Origin of the sequence: Cribrihabitans pelagius, from assembly GCF_048820915.1 — a bacterium.
Taxonomy (GTDB): domain Bacteria; phylum Pseudomonadota; class Alphaproteobacteria; order Rhodobacterales; family Rhodobacteraceae; genus Cribrihabitans_A; species Cribrihabitans_A pelagius.
Genome location: NZ_JBMERR010000023.1, coordinates 1 through 15,338 on the forward strand (window position 1 = coordinate 1; position 15,338 = coordinate 15,338).

The following is a 15,338-nucleotide window of genomic DNA, read 5'->3' on the forward strand; positions in this document are numbered from 1 at the left end:
ATTGGCCGAAAGCGCTCGAAATCCACCGTGGCATTCAATGTCTCCAGCGGATCGCCACCCGCCGAGATCTCCGCCAGCCGGTCATCAACGCTCCAGAAGCCTGCTTGCCTCGACATGGCCGCCTCCCGGTTACGCGGGAAGTGAATCACGTTATCCGCCGATCAGCCAGAGGTTTCCGGAGGTGTCCAACTGGGATCGCGCGCTCCCGCCCGTCGCCCGATGCGTCAAAGCCGCATCCGCTCCGGTTGGGCGGGGCCGCGCGCGCCTCTGGCGCGCGCGGCGGCAGCGGCCCCGTGGGGCCCGCTGCGCGGCCCAAGGCCGCCAAAGGATCTTGCCCGAAGGGCAAGGCTTCTGCGGCCGCGGGAGCCCCTGCCCCGCCGGCCGCCAAGGCGCTCAGCTGCGCGCTTCGCGGATCAGTTTCAGGATGTCCTGCGCCGCTTCCGGGATGTTGGTTCCGGGGCCGAAGATGGCCTTCACGCCGGCCTTGTGGAGGAAGTCGTAATCCTGCTGCGGGATCACGCCGCCGCAGATCACGATAATGTCGCCTGCGCCTTCCGCCTTCAGCGCCTCCACCAGCTGCGGCGCCAGCGTCTTGTGGCCCGCGGCCTGACTGGAGATGCCGACCACATGCACGTCATTGTCGATGGCGTCCTGGGCGGCTTCCGCGGGCGTCTGGAACAGCGGACCCACGTCGACGTCAAAGCCGATGTCGGCAAAGGCGGTGGCAATCACCTTGGCGCCGCGGTCGTGGCCATCCTGGCCCATCTTGACCACCAGCAGACGCGGGCGGCGGCCTTCCTCGGCGGCAAAATCCTCGATCGACTTCTGGATCGCGGCAAAGCCCTCGTCGCCCTCGTAAGCGGCGCCATAGACGCCGGCCAGGGTTTTGACTTCGGCGCGGTGACGGCCGAATTCCTTTTCCATTGCCATGCTGATTTCTCCGACAGAGGCCCGGGCCCGGGCCGCCTCCACGGCGGCCTCCAGAAGGTTGCCGCCGTCCCTGGCGCGGCGGGTGAGATCATCGAGCGCCGCCTGGCAGGCAGCCTCGTCGCGGGTGCCGCGCATCTTCTGCAGACGGGCGATCTGCGCTTCGCGCACCTTGACGTTGTCGACATCGAGGATGTCGATCGGGTCTTCCTTGTCCTTGCGGTACTTGTTGACGCCGACCACGACTTCCTCGCCGCGGTCGATCATCGCCTGGCGGCGCGCCGCCGACTCCTCGATGCGGAGCTTGGGCATGCCGGACTCGACCGCCTTGGTCATGCCGCCCATCTCCTCGACCTCCTCCATCAGCGCCCAGGCCTTCTCGACCAGCTCATTCGTCAGGCTTTCGACGTAGTAGGAGCCCGCCAGCGGATCGACCACATTGGTCACTCCGGTCTCCTCCTGCAGCACCAGCTGGGTGTTGCGGGCGATGCGGGCGGAGAAATCCGTCGGCAGCGCGATGGCCTCGTCCAGCGCGTTGGTGTGCAGCGATTGGGTGCCGCCGAGCACCGCGCTCATCGCCTCATAAGCGGTGCGGATCACGTTGTTGTAGGGGTCCTGCTCCTGCAGGCTCACGCCCGAGGTCTGGCAATGGGTGCGCAGCATCTTGGAGCGCTCGTTCTTGGCCCCGAAATCGGTCATCACCCGGTGCCAAAGAGTGCGCGCGGCGCGCAGCTTGGCGATTTCCATGAAGAAATTCATGCCGATGGCGAAGAAGAAGCTGAGCCGGCCTGCGAATTTATCCACATCCATGCCCGCGTCAATCGCAGCGCGCACATATTCGCGCCCGTCCGCCAGCGTGTAGGCCAGCTCCTGCACCAGGTTCGCGCCGGCCTCCTGCATGTGGTAGCCGGAGATCGAGATCGAGTTGAACTTGGGCATCTCGTTCGAGGTGTACTCGATGATGTCCGAGATGATCCGCATCGAGGGCTTGGGCGGATAGATATAGGTGTTGCGGACCATGAACTCCTTCAGGATGTCGTTCTGGATGGTGCCCGCCAGCAGGGATTTGTCGTGGCCCTGCTCCTCCCCTGCGACGATGAAAGAAGCCAGCACCGGGATCACCGCGCCGTTCATCGTCATCGAGACAGAGACCTGATCGAGCGGGATGCCGTCGAACAGGATTTTCATGTCCTCGACAGAGTCGATTGCGACACCAGCCTTGCCGACATCGCCGACCACGCGCGGGTGGTCGCTGTCATAGCCGCGGTGGGTGGCCAGATCGAAGGCGACCGAAACCCCCTGCTGGCCTGCGGCCAGGTTGCGGCGGTAGAAGGCGTTGGATTCTTCGGCGGTGGAAAAGCCCGCATACTGGCGGATGGTCCAGGGGCGGCCTGCGTACATGGTCGCCTTGACGCCCCGGGTGAAGGGGCCAATGCCCGGCAGCGAGCCCATGTGCGGCAGTTCCCGCGTATCTTCCTCGGTGTAGAGCGGCTTGACCTCGATGCCTTCCAGCGTCTGCCAATTGAGGTCGTCAACCGCCCGTCCGCGCAGCTCTTTTTCAGCCAGAGCCTGCCATTCGTCTTTCTTCGTCATCAGGTCTTCCTCTTGTCAGGTCTGTGCGGGGCGGGTTCATGCCCGCCGCCTGTTTATCCGGATCCTGCACCAGCGTGGCGGTGCCATCGGCGCCGCCTGCCAGCCACAGGATGTCATCCGCGTAAGCCTCGCGCAGCGCTGCTGCCTGGGCTTCGCTGAAGGGGCGCCAGCGGCCGCTGCCCTCGGGCAGGCGGGCGGCGGCGGCGGGTGGCAGGCTGGCACGCAGGTCCTGCAAGCAGAGCGCCGCGTTGAGCCGCACCCGCGCGTGGGTGCGCGGCGCGGCAAGTCCGGTGAGCGCCGCCAGCTGCGCCTCCGGCCGCGGGCCGAAGGTCTCGAACGGCAGCACATGCAGGCGCACGCCGGGCATGGCGCAGGCGATGTCGGTGATCACATCGCGCCAGCTGCGCTGCGCCGCTGCCAGCCTCGCAAGCTGCGCCGCGGGCGCTGCCTGGTGGCCGCGCGCCACCGCATAGGCCAGCGCCGAGGTCCAGTAGCTCTCCAGGCTGCGGATGTTCAGCGCCAAGTCCGTGACTGCGCCGCCAAAGGCCTCGGCAAACCGGGCCATCCGCTCCCCTGCACCGCAGTAAAGCGCACCAAGCCGCAGGTTCTCGCGCAGGGTGCCGAGCATGTTCTCGTCGCTGATCAGGAGCTGCTGCACACCTTCGCCGCGGCAGGCCTCCAGATGCAGCCGCAGCCGCCCGCCCGCGCGCTGCGCGAAATCGCGCCCGGTTGCGGCCGCGGGCCCCGGCTGGATGCCGTGGAACAGCCCGTTTCGGGTGCGCTGGGGCCCCCAGATAGCCAGCCCCTGCGGCGCCAGCACCGGGGTGTTCTGGCGCAGGTATTCCTGGAAGGAGCTGGTGGCGCAGCGGTGGGCGCCGGTGTGGAGTATGAGCTTCATCGTGCGACGGGGCCTCTGCTGGGGGGCCGCGGACCGCAGCCCGGTCAAGGGGAACTGCTGGATCATGGCAGGCAAGCCCTCTCGAAGCCGTTAACGATGATATTTTTTGCGCTGGTCTTTGGTTTCCCGGTCGCATTCGCCGCCGCTGCGCATATATTCAACGGGACAGGAGAGATCATGAGACCCATCCTAACCTTTGTTTTGGCAGGCTTTCTTCCATTCGCCGCCTGGGCCCAGGACGAGGGCGCGCCGGCGCTGGTGCAGCCTGGGCAGGACGTGGCGCTGGAGGAATTCCGCTGGAAGCACCGCCCCGTTGTGGTGTTTGCCGACAGCCCCGAAGACCCGCGCTTCCACGAACAGATGGAGCGGCTGACGCAGGGTGCGCAGATGCTCTTGGAGCGCGATGTGGTCGTGCTGACCGATACCGACCCTTCGGCCCGCTCGGCCCTGCGCAAGAAGCTGCGCCCGCGCGGCTTCATGCTGGTGCTGGTGGGCAAGGACGGCGGGGTGAAGCTCAGGAAACCGCACCCCTGGACCGTGCGCGAGATCACCCGCACCATCGACAAGTTCCCCGAGCGCCTGCGCGAGGTGGAAGAGCGGCGCGGCAGCTGACCGGCCCCCCGGCCCAAGCCGCTTGCAAGCGGCTTGAACGCGGCAGGAGAACCGCGTGAAGGCGTTTGCAAACGCCTTCCCCGCCGCTGCAGCCCTGTCGTGAAAAGCCGGCCTAACCGTTGCTGCGCACGTAGATCAGCGCCATTGCCTGCCGGTCCAGCACCAGCATTGCCCGGGTTTCCGGCACAAAGACCAGTTTGGACTCCGGGTTGCGGATGGCCTGGTAGTAGATCGCCTTGACCAGGTCGCTCATGCAGCTGAGGCCGGCCAGCCCGGAATTCAGCACCCCGAGCCCCTGCGGCAGATCGCGCGACATGATCGCCTCGGTCAGCGCATTGGGGGATTTCCCGGCCACGGCAAAGACCACCGGCTGCCCCTGTCCCAGCAACTTCATGCCGGTCTCCAGCGAGCGCGCCCGCTCCACCAGCGAGGTGACCCGCGGGCTTTCGCCGGTGTGGAAGACGGCTGCGGTGCAGCTCATCGAGGATTGGAAGAAATAGGTCTCCCCCAGCTCCACCCAGCCGGCCAGCCGGGCGCGCAGCGCCGTCTCCTCGTCCAGCGAGCAGCCGGAGAGGGCGGCCAGGGGAGCCAGCAGGCAAAAGAGGGCACGGAGCAGCATTCGGCACCTTCACAACGTCGGACGCCGCAAGGGTGCCGGAAAATCCTGAAGATTCGGTGCACGGGGCAGGCCCCGGCGCGGCGGGGCCGCCCCGGAGGAAAGTGCCGGCAGGCCGGACCGAAGGCCCCGCCCGCCGCACACCTATGCCCGCCCCGTGATACATCACTCGAATTCCATGATCACGTCGTCGACTGCCAGGCTGTCGCCGGGGCCTGCATTGATCTTGGCCACCACCCCCTGCCGTTCGGCCCGCAGGATGTTCTCCATCTTCATCGCCTCGACGGTGCAAAGCGCCTGGCCTTCCTGGATCTCCTGCCCCACTTCGACATCGACCTTCACGATCAGGCCGGGCATCGGGCAGAGCAGCATCTTGGAGGTGTCGGGCGCCTGTTTCTCCGGCATCAGCGCCGCCAGTTCGGCCTGGCGCGGGGTGCGCACATGCACCTTCATGTCAGCCCCGCGGGAGCGGATGCGGAAGCCCTGGGTGATCTTGCCGGTCTTCAGCACCAGCGTCTCGCCCGCCACATCCAGCGTCGCCAGCTGGTCGCCCGGGGTCCAGTCCGAAGTGACGCGCAGCGCCGCGCCGCCGTCAAAGCGCACGGTAGCGCCCTCGCGGTCGGCGTCGACCACCACTTTGAAGGACTGGTCCTGCAGCGAGACGACCCAATCGGTGCCCACCTTGCGCTCGTGGTTGTCCATCCGGCCCGAAACACGCGTGCGGCGGATTTCGGCCACCCGGTGCATCGCCGCGCAGGCTGCCGCGATCTTGCGCAGGTCTTCCTCAGGCAGCGCCGCACCATTGAAACCGTCCGGAAACTCCTCGGCGATGAAGGCCGTGGTCATGTCGCCAGAGACAAATTTCGGATGATCCATCACCGCCGACAGGAATGGCAGGTTGTGGCCGATGCCCTCAACCTCGAAACTGTCGAGCGCGATGCGCATCGCCTCGATCGCCTCCTCCCGGGTCGGCGCCCAGGTGCAGAGCTTGGCGATCATCGGGTCATAGTACATCGAGATCTCGCCGCCCTCGAGAACGCCGGTGTCGTTGCGCACGGCGGCCTCGCCCGCGGGCGCATCGCCCTGCCACCTGCCGTTTTCCAACATTGGGCCAGCGGCGGTTTCCTGCGGCGGGCGGTAGCGGGTCAGGCGGCCGATGGAGGGCAGGAAGTTGCGGTAAGGATCTTCGGCATAAAGGCGGTTCTCGATCGCCCAGCCGGTGAGCTTCACGTCCTCCTGGCGCAGCGGCAGCTCGCCGCCATCGGCTACGCGGATCATCTGCTCCACCAGATCAACGCCAGTGATCAGTTCGGTCACCGGGTGCTCCACCTGCAAGCGGGTGTTCATTTCCAGGAAGTAAAAGTTCTTCTCGCCATCGACGATGAACTCTACGGTGCCTGCGCTTGTATAGCCCACGGCCTTGGCCAGTGCGACGGCCTGCTCGCCCATGGCGCGGCGGGTTTCTTCATCGAGGAACGGCGACGGGGCCTCTTCCACCACTTTCTGGTTGCGGCGCTGGATCGAGCATTCGCGCTCGCCCAGATAGATGCCGTTGCCGTGCTTGTCGCAGAGCACCTGGATTTCGATGTGGCGCGGCTGGGTCACAAATTTCTCGATGAAGATCCGGTCATCGCCAAAGGAATTCGCGGCCTCGTTCTTGGAGGACTGGAAGCCTTCGCGCGCCTCATCGTCGTTCCAGGCGATACGCATGCCCTTGCCGCCGCCGCCGGCGGAGGCTTTGATCATCACCGGGTAGCCGACCTCGTTCGAAATCTTCACCGCTTCTTCGGCGTCCGCGATCAGCCCCATGTAGCCGGGCACGGTGCTCACACCCGCCTCCTGGGCGATCTTCTTGGAGGTGATCTTGTCGCCCATCGCCTCAATCGCGCCCTTCGGCGGGCCGACAAAGGCCACCCCTTCGGCTTCAAGAGCCTCTGCGAACCGGCTGTTTTCCGAAAGGAAACCATAGCCTGGATGCACCGCCTGCGCGCCGGTTGCGCGGATCGCCTCCATCACCTTGTCGATCACGATATAGGATTGGTTGGCGGGCGCCGGGCCGATGCGGACGGCCTCATCGGCCATCTTCACATGCAGCGCGTGCTTGTCGGCGTCGGAATAGATGGCCACGGTCTTGATGCCCATCTTGCGCGCCGTCTTAATGACGCGGCAGGCGATCTCTCCCCGGTTGGCGATCAGGATCTTTTCAAACATAGGCAGTCCCTTGTTTCTTGATGTTCCGAAACGCAAAACGCCGCCCCCGGAGGCTCTCCGGGCGCGGCGTCTGCGGTGATGCGGGTGCGGCCGGCAGCGGCCGGCGGATCAGCGGGCTGGCGGCAGGCGCCTCAGCAGCGATGCGGGTTTTCCTGGCAGTAGACGAGGTTCGCAGCAGCGCCAACCGCGGCGCCGGTGACCAGGTTGCCGTTGAGCAGCGCCGAGCCGGCCGCGCCGGCGCCTGCGCCGTAGATGAGCCGTTCGCCGGTGGTGTCGCCACAGGCGGCCAGGAAGGCGCAGAGCGCCGCTGCCGCATAGAGAGGTTTTGCCCGCATGCCTGAAATCCTTCTTCGGGGGGAATATTGTTCCCATGGGATTTGGTAAGCGGTGCAAGGGCTTGCAAGCCGCGGCGCAGGACCGCAGCCGGATCGGCGGAGGCTTGCCACATCCGGGGGGGAATGTGGCAAGCCTTTGCCGCTGCATCAGGGGGGGAAAAGGCGGGCAGACCGCGATTGGGGGCGCAGGCCTGCCCGTTCAGGCGATTTGGCCGGAACAGATGCTCGGCACTGCAGCGAGGCTGCGCTGCCACGTTCACGATGCCTTTGCGGAGCCCGCCTGTAAGCACCGGAATCGGACAGCCCCTGTTTTGGGCAGGTTCCCGCTCAATCTGAACAGCCCCGTGCAGGATCACGCCGACATGCGCCGTGTTTTGCAGGCCGCGGGAAGGGGAAGCCTGTGTCACTTCCTCGTGACGGCGTGTTCGCCCGGCGGACAATCCGCGTGATCTGGGAAGCCGCAGGCGCGGCAAACCGGTGAGGGCTTGCAAAGGCTTGGCGAAGCAATTCACGCCGCCGTGATCCGGGCGTGAGAAATTTTCACATCTGCGCGACCGGATTCTCACGGCGGCTCGCATTGATGTGACTTCCCCGCCCCCGCGGCGCGTAGCAGCCTTTTTCCCGGGGAGAGAACGAGGAGGGCAATTCCCATGACAGCACTGAACAGGGGACGGACGATCTGTGCCGCCGCCGCAATGACCGCCGGGGCGCTGACCGCCGGAGCTGCCGGGGCGCAAAGCGATCAGCGCTCCGAGCTGGACGCGCTGCGCGCCCGGGTCGAGGCGCTGGAGGCAGGCGCAGCCTCGGCCGCGCAGCCCGGCGATTTCCAACTGGGGGGCACGACGCTGGATATCTACGGCTACGTGAAGGCCGATTTCTTTTATGACTTTGACTTCGAACAGGGCGACAGCGCGTTCGTTCCGAACATCGGCGAGCCGGCCAATGCCACCAACGGCCGGTTCGACGGCACCATCCGCCAGTCCCGGATCGGCATTCGCACCGTCACGCCAAGCGCCATCGGCGAGATCCGCGGCCAGCTGGAACTGGACCTGTTCGGCGGCTCCAGCGATACGCCGGAACTGCGGGTGCGCCACGCCAATGTGGAGATCGGAGAGAACTGGCTGATCGGCCAGACCTGGACCAACTTCATGCCGATCAACGAATACCCGGTCTCGGTCGAGTTCGACGGCCCTGTCGGCATCACCTTTGCCCGCAAGCCGCAGGTACGCTTCACCAACAGCTTCGGCAACGGCTTCCAATACAGTGTCTCGATCGAGGAAAGCGCGGTCGCCTCGGACGATCCCATCGTCACCGCGGCCGCGCAGTTCAGCAACGACCAGTACACGGCGCGGATCGCCGGGCTTTACGGCACGACCGACGACGGCACGGTGGAGGTCGACCAGACCGGCATCACCCTCTCCGGCGCGGTGCGCCCCTGGGAGGGCGGGCTGTTCAATGTGACCTATGTCACCGGCGAGGCGATCGGGCCGCTGCTGATCGGCGGCGGCGATGCGATCGTCGGCGGGGTCGCCAATGACGTCGACGGCTACACCGTCGAGTACCGCCAGGACATCGGGCCGCGCTGGAATGTGGGCATCGCCTACGGCAAGGAGGAATACGATCTGCCGACCTCGACTGGCACGCTCTCCTTCACCGAGCAGGAGACAGTGCACGTCAACGCCTTCTACAAGCTGACCGACAATCTGACCCTGAGCGCGGAATACTTCAGGGGCGAGCGCGACGATGCCCCCACCGGCCGCAGCTTCGACGGCGACCGTGTGCAGGTGGCGCTTCAGCTCGACTTCTGAGCCGGGGCGCAACCCGCAGGCCTCCAGGCGCAGGGGCGCGCCGCGCAAGGCATCTTGCGCGGCCGCCGCCGGAATATGCGCCCGGGCCTCTTGCATCAGCCAAAGGCCTCCGGAAAGGCTGCGCGCGCGGCGCTTTCGTCGATCACCAGCAGCGCTTCATAGCTTTCCGGATCAAAGGGGTCTTCCGCGGGCAGCACTTCGCGGCCGAACAGCCAGCTGAGCCGCCCGGCGTCAAGGTTGCCGCGCTCGAAGGGCTCGGGGCCGAACTGCTCCCACAGCGCCTGCATGAACAGGGCGTCGGCGCGCCGGTCCACCGGTTTGCGGTCGCGGAAACGCTCGCGCCGGGTCAGCGGTGTCACCCCCTTGGGGTTCGGGCGGCGGATAGTGAATTGATAATCTGACCCCGGCATACGGCCGGGGAACCCGCGGTGTTTCAGCATCTGGGTGCCTCCGGTCCGGCACCCCGCGGGGCGGCGGGGGCCGGCCGCAGGGCCGGACCCCTGTAGTTTTTACTTGTACTTGCCGGTGAAGACGGGCTCTTGCGAAACCGGCTCGGGCTCGACAACGACGAATTCTTCTTCCTGCTGGGCGCAGGCGGCAACGGCGGCCAGCAGGCCGGCCATGGCGATGAGCTTGATGCTTTTGGACATTCCTGTCTCCTGAATTTGATTGTGAAACCTGCAAGGGGGTGTCCCCTCACGTGCCTCAGTCTCATGTTAAAGACGGCGCAAACGCCGTCCGTTGCAAGAATACTGGGGAAAACGGGTATTGCACATGCTAATCGCGCCAAATGGCCGCGATGTGGCTGCGAAGACGCAAGAAACCGCGCATGCCGCACTGCGGCAAACAATTTCGGAGCGGGGTGAGCCGGCAGCGCCATCACAGCCCCTCCCAGACACAATCGGCACCTTCAGGGCGGTAAGCCTCGAAGAACTGGGTGGCAGCGCTGTCGCGGGTGCCGAAGGGCAGCGCCCGGTCCGCCAGCGAGATCACCACCCGCGCCGCGGTGAGCCCCTGCTCCCGCAGGTAGGGCAGGGCCAGGGTGCGGCAGAGGTGGTCCATATCCGGCGCCGCGTCCCCGTGACCCAAGCCGCCGCCATGCCGGGCGATCGCCGGGGCGACAAAGCGGAAGCGGGCCCAGACCTCGCCCGGCGTATCGTCCAGCAGCACCTCGGACAGGGTCACCGCCTGCCCCGAGGGCACCGCAAGCGCGGGCTGCACCTCCTGCGCGGCGGCCAGTGGGGGAAGAATAGCGGCAACACAGCCGGCAACGGCAGACAGAACGGCACGGGAAATCGACGGATATCCGCAGCCCCAGCCCCCGCCGTGGCGGGCTCCTCCGGCCGGGGCTGCTGGCGCTGCGCTCAAGGCGCGCGCTGTCCATATCCGGCTGCGGCGGATCATGGGGCCGATTCGCTCATCAAGTCAAACATTGATTCGGTTGCGGGCAGAATCGCCTGCACCCGCTCAAATTCCGGGCAGGCCGAAGCCCCCTGCCCGGCTGCAATCAACTGTTCCTGAGCGCCTCGATCAGCTCGTCCTTGCTCATGTACGAGCGCCCCTCGATCTCCAGTTCCCGGGCACGCTCGTACAAGTCCTCCTTGGTCCATTCCTCGTAGGGCGGCTGCTTGCCGCCCTTCTTGGAGGGAGACTGGCTGCCGCTGGCCTGAGCATTGGCGATACGGGCGGCCTTCTGCTTGGAAGCCCCCTGCTCGCGCAGCTTTTCGTAGGTCTCGTCGTCCTTGATGGACGGGCCGTGGTTCTTGGTCATGGTGTCCTCCTTTGGAGGACAACCCCAAGCGGCCTGCTGCGGTTCCCGAGTTTGCCATCGCTGCCAGCCTCCCCAACCGGCCCGTCACAGCGGAATGTTGTCGTGTTTCTTCCACGGGTTCTTCAGCTTTTTGTTGCGCAAGGAAGCAAAAGCCCGGCTGACCCGCTTGCGGGTGGAATGCGGCATGATCACCTCGTCGATGAAGCCGCGCTCGGCCGCGACGAAGGGATTGGCGAAGCGGTCCTCGTATTCCTTGGTCTTGGCGGCGATCTTGTCGGCATCGTTCAGATCGGCGCGGTGGATGATTTCAGTCGCCCCCTTGGCGCCCATCACCGCGATTTCGGCTGTCGGCCAGGCGTAGTTGAAGTCGCCGCGCAGGTGCTTGGAGGCCATCACGTCATAGGCGCCGCCATAAGCCTTGCGGGTGATCACGGTGACCTTGGGCACGGTGGCTTCGCCATAGGCAAACAGCAGCTTCGCCCCATGCTTAATGACGCCGCCGTACTCCTGGGAGGTGCCCGGCAGGAATCCCGGCACGTCGACGAAGGTCAGGATCGGGATCTCGAAACAGTCGCAGAAACGCACGAAACGCGCGGCCTTGCGCGACGAGTCGATGTCGAGACATCCCGCCAGCACCATCGGCTGGTTGGCGACCACGCCCACGGTCTGGCCTTCAAGACGAATGAAGCCGGTGATGATGTTCTTCGCGAAATCCTCCTGGATCTCGTAGAAATCGCCCTCATCCGCCACTTTGGTGATGAGTTCCTTCATGTCGTAGGGCGTGTTCGGGTTTTCCGGGATCAGCGTGTCGAGGCTGTCCTCCAGGCGGCCGGGCTGGTCGAAGAAGGGCCGCACCGGCGGCTTCTCGCGGTTGTTGAGCGGCAGGAAGTCGACCAGCCGGCGCACCTCGGCCAGCGCTTCGACGTCGTTTTCGAAGGCGCCATCGGCAACGGAGGACTTCCGGGTGTGGGTGGAGGCACCGCCCAGTTCCTCAGCCGTCACCACCTCGTTGGTCACCGTCTTCACCACATCGGGGCCGGTCACGAACATGTAGGAGGTGTCTTTCACCATGAAGATGAAATCGGTCATCGCAGGCGAATAGACCGCCCCGCCCGCACAAGGACCCATGATGACTGAGATCTGCGGCACCACGCCCGAGGCCATAATGTTGCGCTGGAACACTTCGGCATAGCCCGCAAGCGAGGCGACGCCTTCCTGAATGCGCGCCCCGCCGGAATCGTTGATCCCGATCACCGGCGCGCCGTTCTGCACCGCCATATCCATGATCTTGCAGATCTTCTGGGCGTGGGTCTCAGAGAGCGAGCCGCCGAACACGGTGAAGTCCTGGGAGAACACATAGACCATGCGGCCGTTGATGGTGCCCCAGCCGGTGACCACACCGTCGCCCGCCGGGCGCTGCTCCTGCATCGAGAAATCGGTGCAGCGGTGGGAGACGAACATGTCGAACTCCTCGAAGCTGTCCTCGTCCAGCAGAAGCTCGATCCGTTCGCGCGCTGTCAGCTTGCCGCGCCCGTGCTGCGCGTCGATGCGGCGCTGTCCGCCGCCCAGCCGCGCGTCCTCGCGGCGGTCTTCCAGCTCGGAAAGGATATCTTTCATGGCACATGTCCCCTGTAGATTTCGGGGCGACCATATCTTGCGGGTGCAGAAAGCCAAAGGCAATATTCGCAAATTTGCAAATTCTATGCATATAACCTGTGCAAACATGAAAACCGGCAAACTATACCCGCCTTCCCCAGCCGCCATGCAACCGGCGATGGACAAGGGCGCGAGCCTGCTCTAAGCGGATGGTATGTCCACATATAATGCCCGCCTGACCGGCCACCGCAGCCCGCCGCGCATCTTCACGCTGATCCTGCTTGCGGGCCTGTCGGCGCTAGGCATGAACATCTTCCTGCCCTCGCTGCCGGGGATGGCGGAGTATTTCCAGGCCGACTACAGGCTGATGCAGCTCTCGGTCGCGCTTTACCTCGCAGTAAACGCCGTGGTGCAGATCCTGGTCGGGCCGGTCTCCGACCAGATGGGCCGCCGCCCGGTGCTTCTGGCCAGCATGGTGCTGTTCCTGCTGGCGACGCTCGGCTGCATCTACGCCCCCAGCGCCGAGATATTCCTGCTGTTCCGCATGGGCCAGGCGGTGGTGGCCGCCACCATGGTGCTCAGCCGCGCTGCGGTGCGCGACATGTATGACACCGACCGCGCCGCCAGCATGATCGGCTATGTCACCATGGGCATGGCGGTGGTGCCGATGATTGGTCCGGCGATCGGCGGCGTGCTCGACCAGTGGCTGGGCTGGACCGCAAACTTCTGGATGCTGTTTGCGGTGGGGGCGGCCACGCTCGCGATCACCTACACCGATTTCGGCGAGACCGCGCACAAGAGCGGCAAGACGCTCGCCGCGCAGTTCCGCGAATACCCCGAACTGTTCCGCTCGCCGCGGTTCTGGGGCTATTCGCTGGCCTCCGGCCTCGCCTCGGGCGCCTTCTTCGCCTACCTGGGCGGCGCGCCCTTTGTCGGCAGCGAAGTCTATGGCCTCAGCACGGCCGAGCTCGGCATCTATTTCTCGGCGCCTGCGGTGGGCTATTTCGCAGGCAACTTCATCTCCGGCCGCTACTCCACCCGCATGGGCGTCAACTGGATGGTGCTCTGGGGCTGCGTGATCAACGGCGCGGGCGTGGCGCTGTCGCTGGGAATCGCGATGGCGGGCGCCGATAGCGTGCTCACCTTCTTTGGCCTGATGTGCTTTGTCGGGCTGGGCAACGGCATGGCGATCCCCAATGCCACCGCGGGGGCGATCTCGGTCCGCCCGCATCTCGCGGGCACCGCTTCCGGCCTCAGCGGCGCTATCATGATCGGCGCGGGCGCGGGGCTCAGCGCCTTTGCCGGCTGGCTCCTGGTGGAGGGCTCGACCGCGGTGCCGCTCCTGCTGATCATGCTGGGCACGGCCATTCTGGGGCTCGCCTCGATCATGCTGGTGATCCGGCGCGAGCGGCAGCTTAGCCAATGAGCCTTGCGGGCGCGGGTTTGCAACTATACCTTCCCCGCGACAGATATTTGCAAAGGCGCGCCCCATGGCCACCCAGAAACTTTATGCCGGCGCCAAGCTGCGCGAGATGCGCACCCGGCTGGCGCTGACGCAGAAGGATTTCGCCGCCAAGCTCGGCGTCTCCCTGCCCTATCTGAACCAGATGGAGAACAACAACCGCCCGGTCTCGACCACGGTGGTGCTGGCGCTGGCGCAGGAGTTCGGCATGGACGTGACCGAGCTCAGCGCGGGCGACAGCGAGCGGCTGGTCAGCGACATGCGCGAGGCGATGGCCGATCCGGTCTTTGCCGACGATGCCCCGCCGCTGGCGGACCTGCGGCTCACCGCGTCTAATGCGCCTGCGCTCGCACGCGCCTTCCTGACCCTGCACCGCGCCTACCGGCAGACGCACGAACGGCTCGCCTCGCTGGACGAGGCGCTGGGGCGCGAGGATGCCCGCATCCAGGCCAGCCCCTGGGAGGAGGTGCGCGACTTCTTCCACTACTGCGACAACTACATCGACGCGGTGGACCGCGCGGCCGAGCATTTCGCCGATGCGCCCGACATCCGCGCCGCCGCCATTGCCGCATTGGAGCAGAGCGGCGTCACCCTGCAGCAGAGCGAGATGACCGGCCTGCGCCGCTATCACGCGGAGAGCCGCACGCTGCACCTCTCCAACCGCGCGGCGCCGCAGACGCAGCTGTTCCAAATGCTGCTGCAGGTGGCGCTCTTGCGGCAGAACAAGCTTTTGGAGGCAACGCTCGACTTTGCGCGTTTCCAGAGCGATGAGGCCCGCGCCATCGCCAAGATCGGCCTTGCCAACTATTTTGCGGGCGCCGCCCTGATGCCCTACCGCCGCTTCCTGGAGGCCGCACAGGAATGCCGCCACGATCTCGAACTGCTGGCAACCCGCTTCACCGCCTCGATCGAGCAGGTGGCGCACCGGCTCTCCACCCTGCAGCGGCCCGGCGCCAAGGGGGTGCCGTTCTTTTTCGTGCGGGTCGATCAGGCCGGCACGATCACCAAGCGGCACTCGGCCACACGGTTGCAATTTGCCCGCTTTGGCGGCGCCTGTCCGCTGTGGAACGTGCACCGCGCGTTTGAAACACCTGGCCGCTTCCTGCGCCAGCTGGCCGAGACGCCGGACGGGGTGCGTTACATCTCGCTCGCGCGAGATGTCTCGAAATCCGGCGGCTCCTTCGGCTCGCCGGTGCGCCGCTATGCCATTGCGCTGGGGTGCGAGGTGCGCCACGCCGACGCGCTGGTCTACGCCGACGGGCTCGACGTGAAAAACGACAGCGCCTACGAGCCGATCGGCATCTCCTGCCGCATCTGCGAGCGCAAGGATTGCCACCAGCGCTCGGTCCCGCCGCTCGAGCGGCGGCTTACCATCAACACCGACCAGCGCGGCGTGCTGCCTTACGAGGTGAGCTGAAGCGCGAATCGCCATTTTATGCCATTATCGGATGTATTCCCGTCTTCGGCTGCAAGGAGGGATCCCATGACTGGCCGACTATTGCTGGCGTT

The 15,338-nt window shown here is 65.9% G+C and carries 14 protein-coding genes; 4 read left to right on the forward strand and 10 right to left on the reverse strand.

Features of this window, described 5'->3' with window-relative positions; translation table 11 throughout:
• Positions 1-393: 393 nt before the first annotated feature.
• Positions 394-2,520, reverse strand: a complete 2,127-nt coding sequence (gene scpA, locus ACOHX0_RS18010) for a methylmalonyl-CoA mutase (protein ID WP_420678538.1) — start codon at positions 2,518-2,520, stop codon at positions 394-396.
• On the reverse strand, positions 2,486-3,418 hold the full coding sequence (locus ACOHX0_RS18015; RefSeq protein ID WP_420678539.1) for a hypothetical protein: 933 nt from the start codon (positions 3,416-3,418) through the stop codon (positions 2,486-2,488). Before ACOHX0_RS18015 ends, scpA begins: the two co-directional genes overlap by 35 nt.
• 177 nt (positions 3,419-3,595) lie before the next feature.
• Here ACOHX0_RS18015 and ACOHX0_RS18020 point away from each other — a divergent pair, with 177 nt between their 5' ends.
• Positions 3,596-4,030, forward strand: coding sequence for a DUF4174 domain-containing protein (locus ACOHX0_RS18020; RefSeq protein WP_420678541.1), 435 nt, complete (start codon positions 3,596-3,598; stop codon positions 4,028-4,030).
• Positions 4,031-4,142: 112 nt separating this feature from the next.
• Here ACOHX0_RS18020 and ACOHX0_RS18025 read toward each other — a convergent pair whose 3' ends face one another.
• The 3 genes from ACOHX0_RS18025 to ACOHX0_RS18035 form a co-directional block, all read right to left on the reverse strand.
• On the reverse strand, positions 4,143-4,649 hold the full coding sequence (locus tag ACOHX0_RS18025; protein WP_420678542.1) for a hypothetical protein: 507 nt from the start codon (positions 4,647-4,649) through the stop codon (positions 4,143-4,145).
• A 162-nt stretch (positions 4,650-4,811) separates the two neighbouring features.
• Positions 4,812-6,857, reverse strand: coding sequence for an acetyl-CoA carboxylase biotin carboxylase subunit (locus tag ACOHX0_RS18030; RefSeq protein WP_420678543.1), 2,046 nt, complete (start codon positions 6,855-6,857; stop codon positions 4,812-4,814).
• Between the two features lie 131 nt (positions 6,858-6,988).
• On the reverse strand, positions 6,989-7,192 hold the full coding sequence (locus ACOHX0_RS18035) for a hypothetical protein (protein ID WP_420678544.1): 204 nt from the start codon (positions 7,190-7,192) through the stop codon (positions 6,989-6,991).
• Between the two features lie 650 nt (positions 7,193-7,842).
• Between ACOHX0_RS18035 and ACOHX0_RS18040 the strand changes: the two genes are divergently transcribed.
• A complete protein-coding gene (locus ACOHX0_RS18040; protein ID WP_420678545.1) occupies positions 7,843-9,000 on the forward strand; it encodes a DcaP family trimeric outer membrane transporter in 1,158 nt (385 codons plus the stop codon).
• 95 nt (positions 9,001-9,095) lie between these two features.
• Here the strand turns inward: ACOHX0_RS18040 and ACOHX0_RS18045 are convergent, their stop codons facing one another.
• The 5 genes from ACOHX0_RS18045 to ACOHX0_RS18065 all read right to left on the reverse strand — a co-directional run bounded on the left by ACOHX0_RS18045 (position 9,096) and on the right by ACOHX0_RS18065 (position 12,388).
• Positions 9,096-9,440, reverse strand: coding sequence for a hypothetical protein (locus ACOHX0_RS18045; RefSeq protein WP_420678546.1), 345 nt, complete (start codon positions 9,438-9,440; stop codon positions 9,096-9,098).
• Positions 9,441-9,509: 69 nt separating this feature from the next.
• Positions 9,510-9,650, reverse strand: a complete 141-nt coding sequence (locus ACOHX0_RS18050; protein WP_420664528.1) for a hypothetical protein — start codon at positions 9,648-9,650, stop codon at positions 9,510-9,512.
• A 229-nt stretch (positions 9,651-9,879) separates the two neighbouring features.
• Positions 9,880-10,221 (reverse strand): DUF6497 family protein, encoded by a 342-nt coding sequence (locus ACOHX0_RS18055; RefSeq protein ID WP_420678547.1) that lies wholly within the window; start codon positions 10,219-10,221, stop codon positions 9,880-9,882.
• Positions 10,222-10,507: 286 nt separating this feature from the next.
• Complete coding sequence (locus ACOHX0_RS18060) at positions 10,508-10,771, reverse strand: DUF7218 family protein (RefSeq protein WP_420678548.1); 264 nt, start codon at positions 10,769-10,771, stop codon at positions 10,508-10,510.
• A gap of 84 nt (positions 10,772-10,855) precedes the next feature.
• Positions 10,856-12,388, reverse strand: a complete 1,533-nt coding sequence (locus ACOHX0_RS18065) for an acyl-CoA carboxylase subunit beta (RefSeq protein WP_420678549.1) — start codon at positions 12,386-12,388, stop codon at positions 10,856-10,858.
• Positions 12,389-12,581: 193 nt separating this feature from the next.
• Here ACOHX0_RS18065 and ACOHX0_RS18070 point away from each other — a divergent pair, with 193 nt between their 5' ends.
• Entirely contained in the window at positions 12,582-13,793 is a 1,212-nt protein-coding gene (locus ACOHX0_RS18070; protein ID WP_420678550.1) for a multidrug effflux MFS transporter, read from the forward strand.
• Positions 13,794-13,857: 64 nt separating this feature from the next.
• On the forward strand, positions 13,858-15,246 hold the full coding sequence (locus ACOHX0_RS18075; RefSeq protein WP_420678551.1) for a helix-turn-helix domain-containing protein: 1,389 nt from the start codon (positions 13,858-13,860) through the stop codon (positions 15,244-15,246).
• Positions 15,247-15,338 lie beyond the last annotated feature (92 nt).

Bases quoted from the DNA above. Each gene is read 5' to 3' on its own strand.
- ACOHX0_RS18060 (WP_420678548.1), bottom strand. From the start codon at position 10,771: ATGACCAAGAACCACGGCCCGTCCATCAAGGACGACGAGACCTACGAA.
- ACOHX0_RS18020 (WP_420678541.1), top strand. From the start codon at position 3,596: ATGAGACCCATCCTAACCTTTGTTTTGGCAGGCTTTCTTCCATTCGCC.
- ACOHX0_RS18065 (WP_420678549.1), bottom strand. From the start codon at position 12,388: ATGAAAGATATCCTTTCCGAGCTGGAAGACCGCCGCGAGGACGCGCGG.
- ACOHX0_RS18015 (WP_420678539.1), bottom strand. From the start codon at position 3,418: ATGAAGCTCATACTCCACACCGGCGCCCACCGCTGCGCCACCAGCTCC.
- ACOHX0_RS18040 (WP_420678545.1), top strand. From the start codon at position 7,843: ATGACAGCACTGAACAGGGGACGGACGATCTGTGCCGCCGCCGCAATG.
- ACOHX0_RS18070 (WP_420678550.1), top strand. From the start codon at position 12,582: ATGTCCACATATAATGCCCGCCTGACCGGCCACCGCAGCCCGCCGCGC.
- ACOHX0_RS18075 (WP_420678551.1), top strand. From the start codon at position 13,858: ATGGCCACCCAGAAACTTTATGCCGGCGCCAAGCTGCGCGAGATGCGC.
- ACOHX0_RS18045 (WP_420678546.1), bottom strand. From the start codon at position 9,440: ATGCTGAAACACCGCGGGTTCCCCGGCCGTATGCCGGGGTCAGATTAT.
- ACOHX0_RS18025 (WP_420678542.1), bottom strand. From the start codon at position 4,649: ATGCTGCTCCGTGCCCTCTTTTGCCTGCTGGCTCCCCTGGCCGCCCTC.
- ACOHX0_RS18035 (WP_420678544.1), bottom strand. From the start codon at position 7,192: ATGCGGGCAAAACCTCTCTATGCGGCAGCGGCGCTCTGCGCCTTCCTG.
- ACOHX0_RS18030 (WP_420678543.1), bottom strand. From the start codon at position 6,857: ATGTTTGAAAAGATCCTGATCGCCAACCGGGGAGAGATCGCCTGCCGC.
- scpA (WP_420678538.1), bottom strand. From the start codon at position 2,520: ATGACGAAGAAAGACGAATGGCAGGCTCTGGCTGAAAAAGAGCTGCGC.
- ACOHX0_RS18050 (WP_420664528.1), bottom strand. From the start codon at position 9,650: ATGTCCAAAAGCATCAAGCTCATCGCCATGGCCGGCCTGCTGGCCGCC.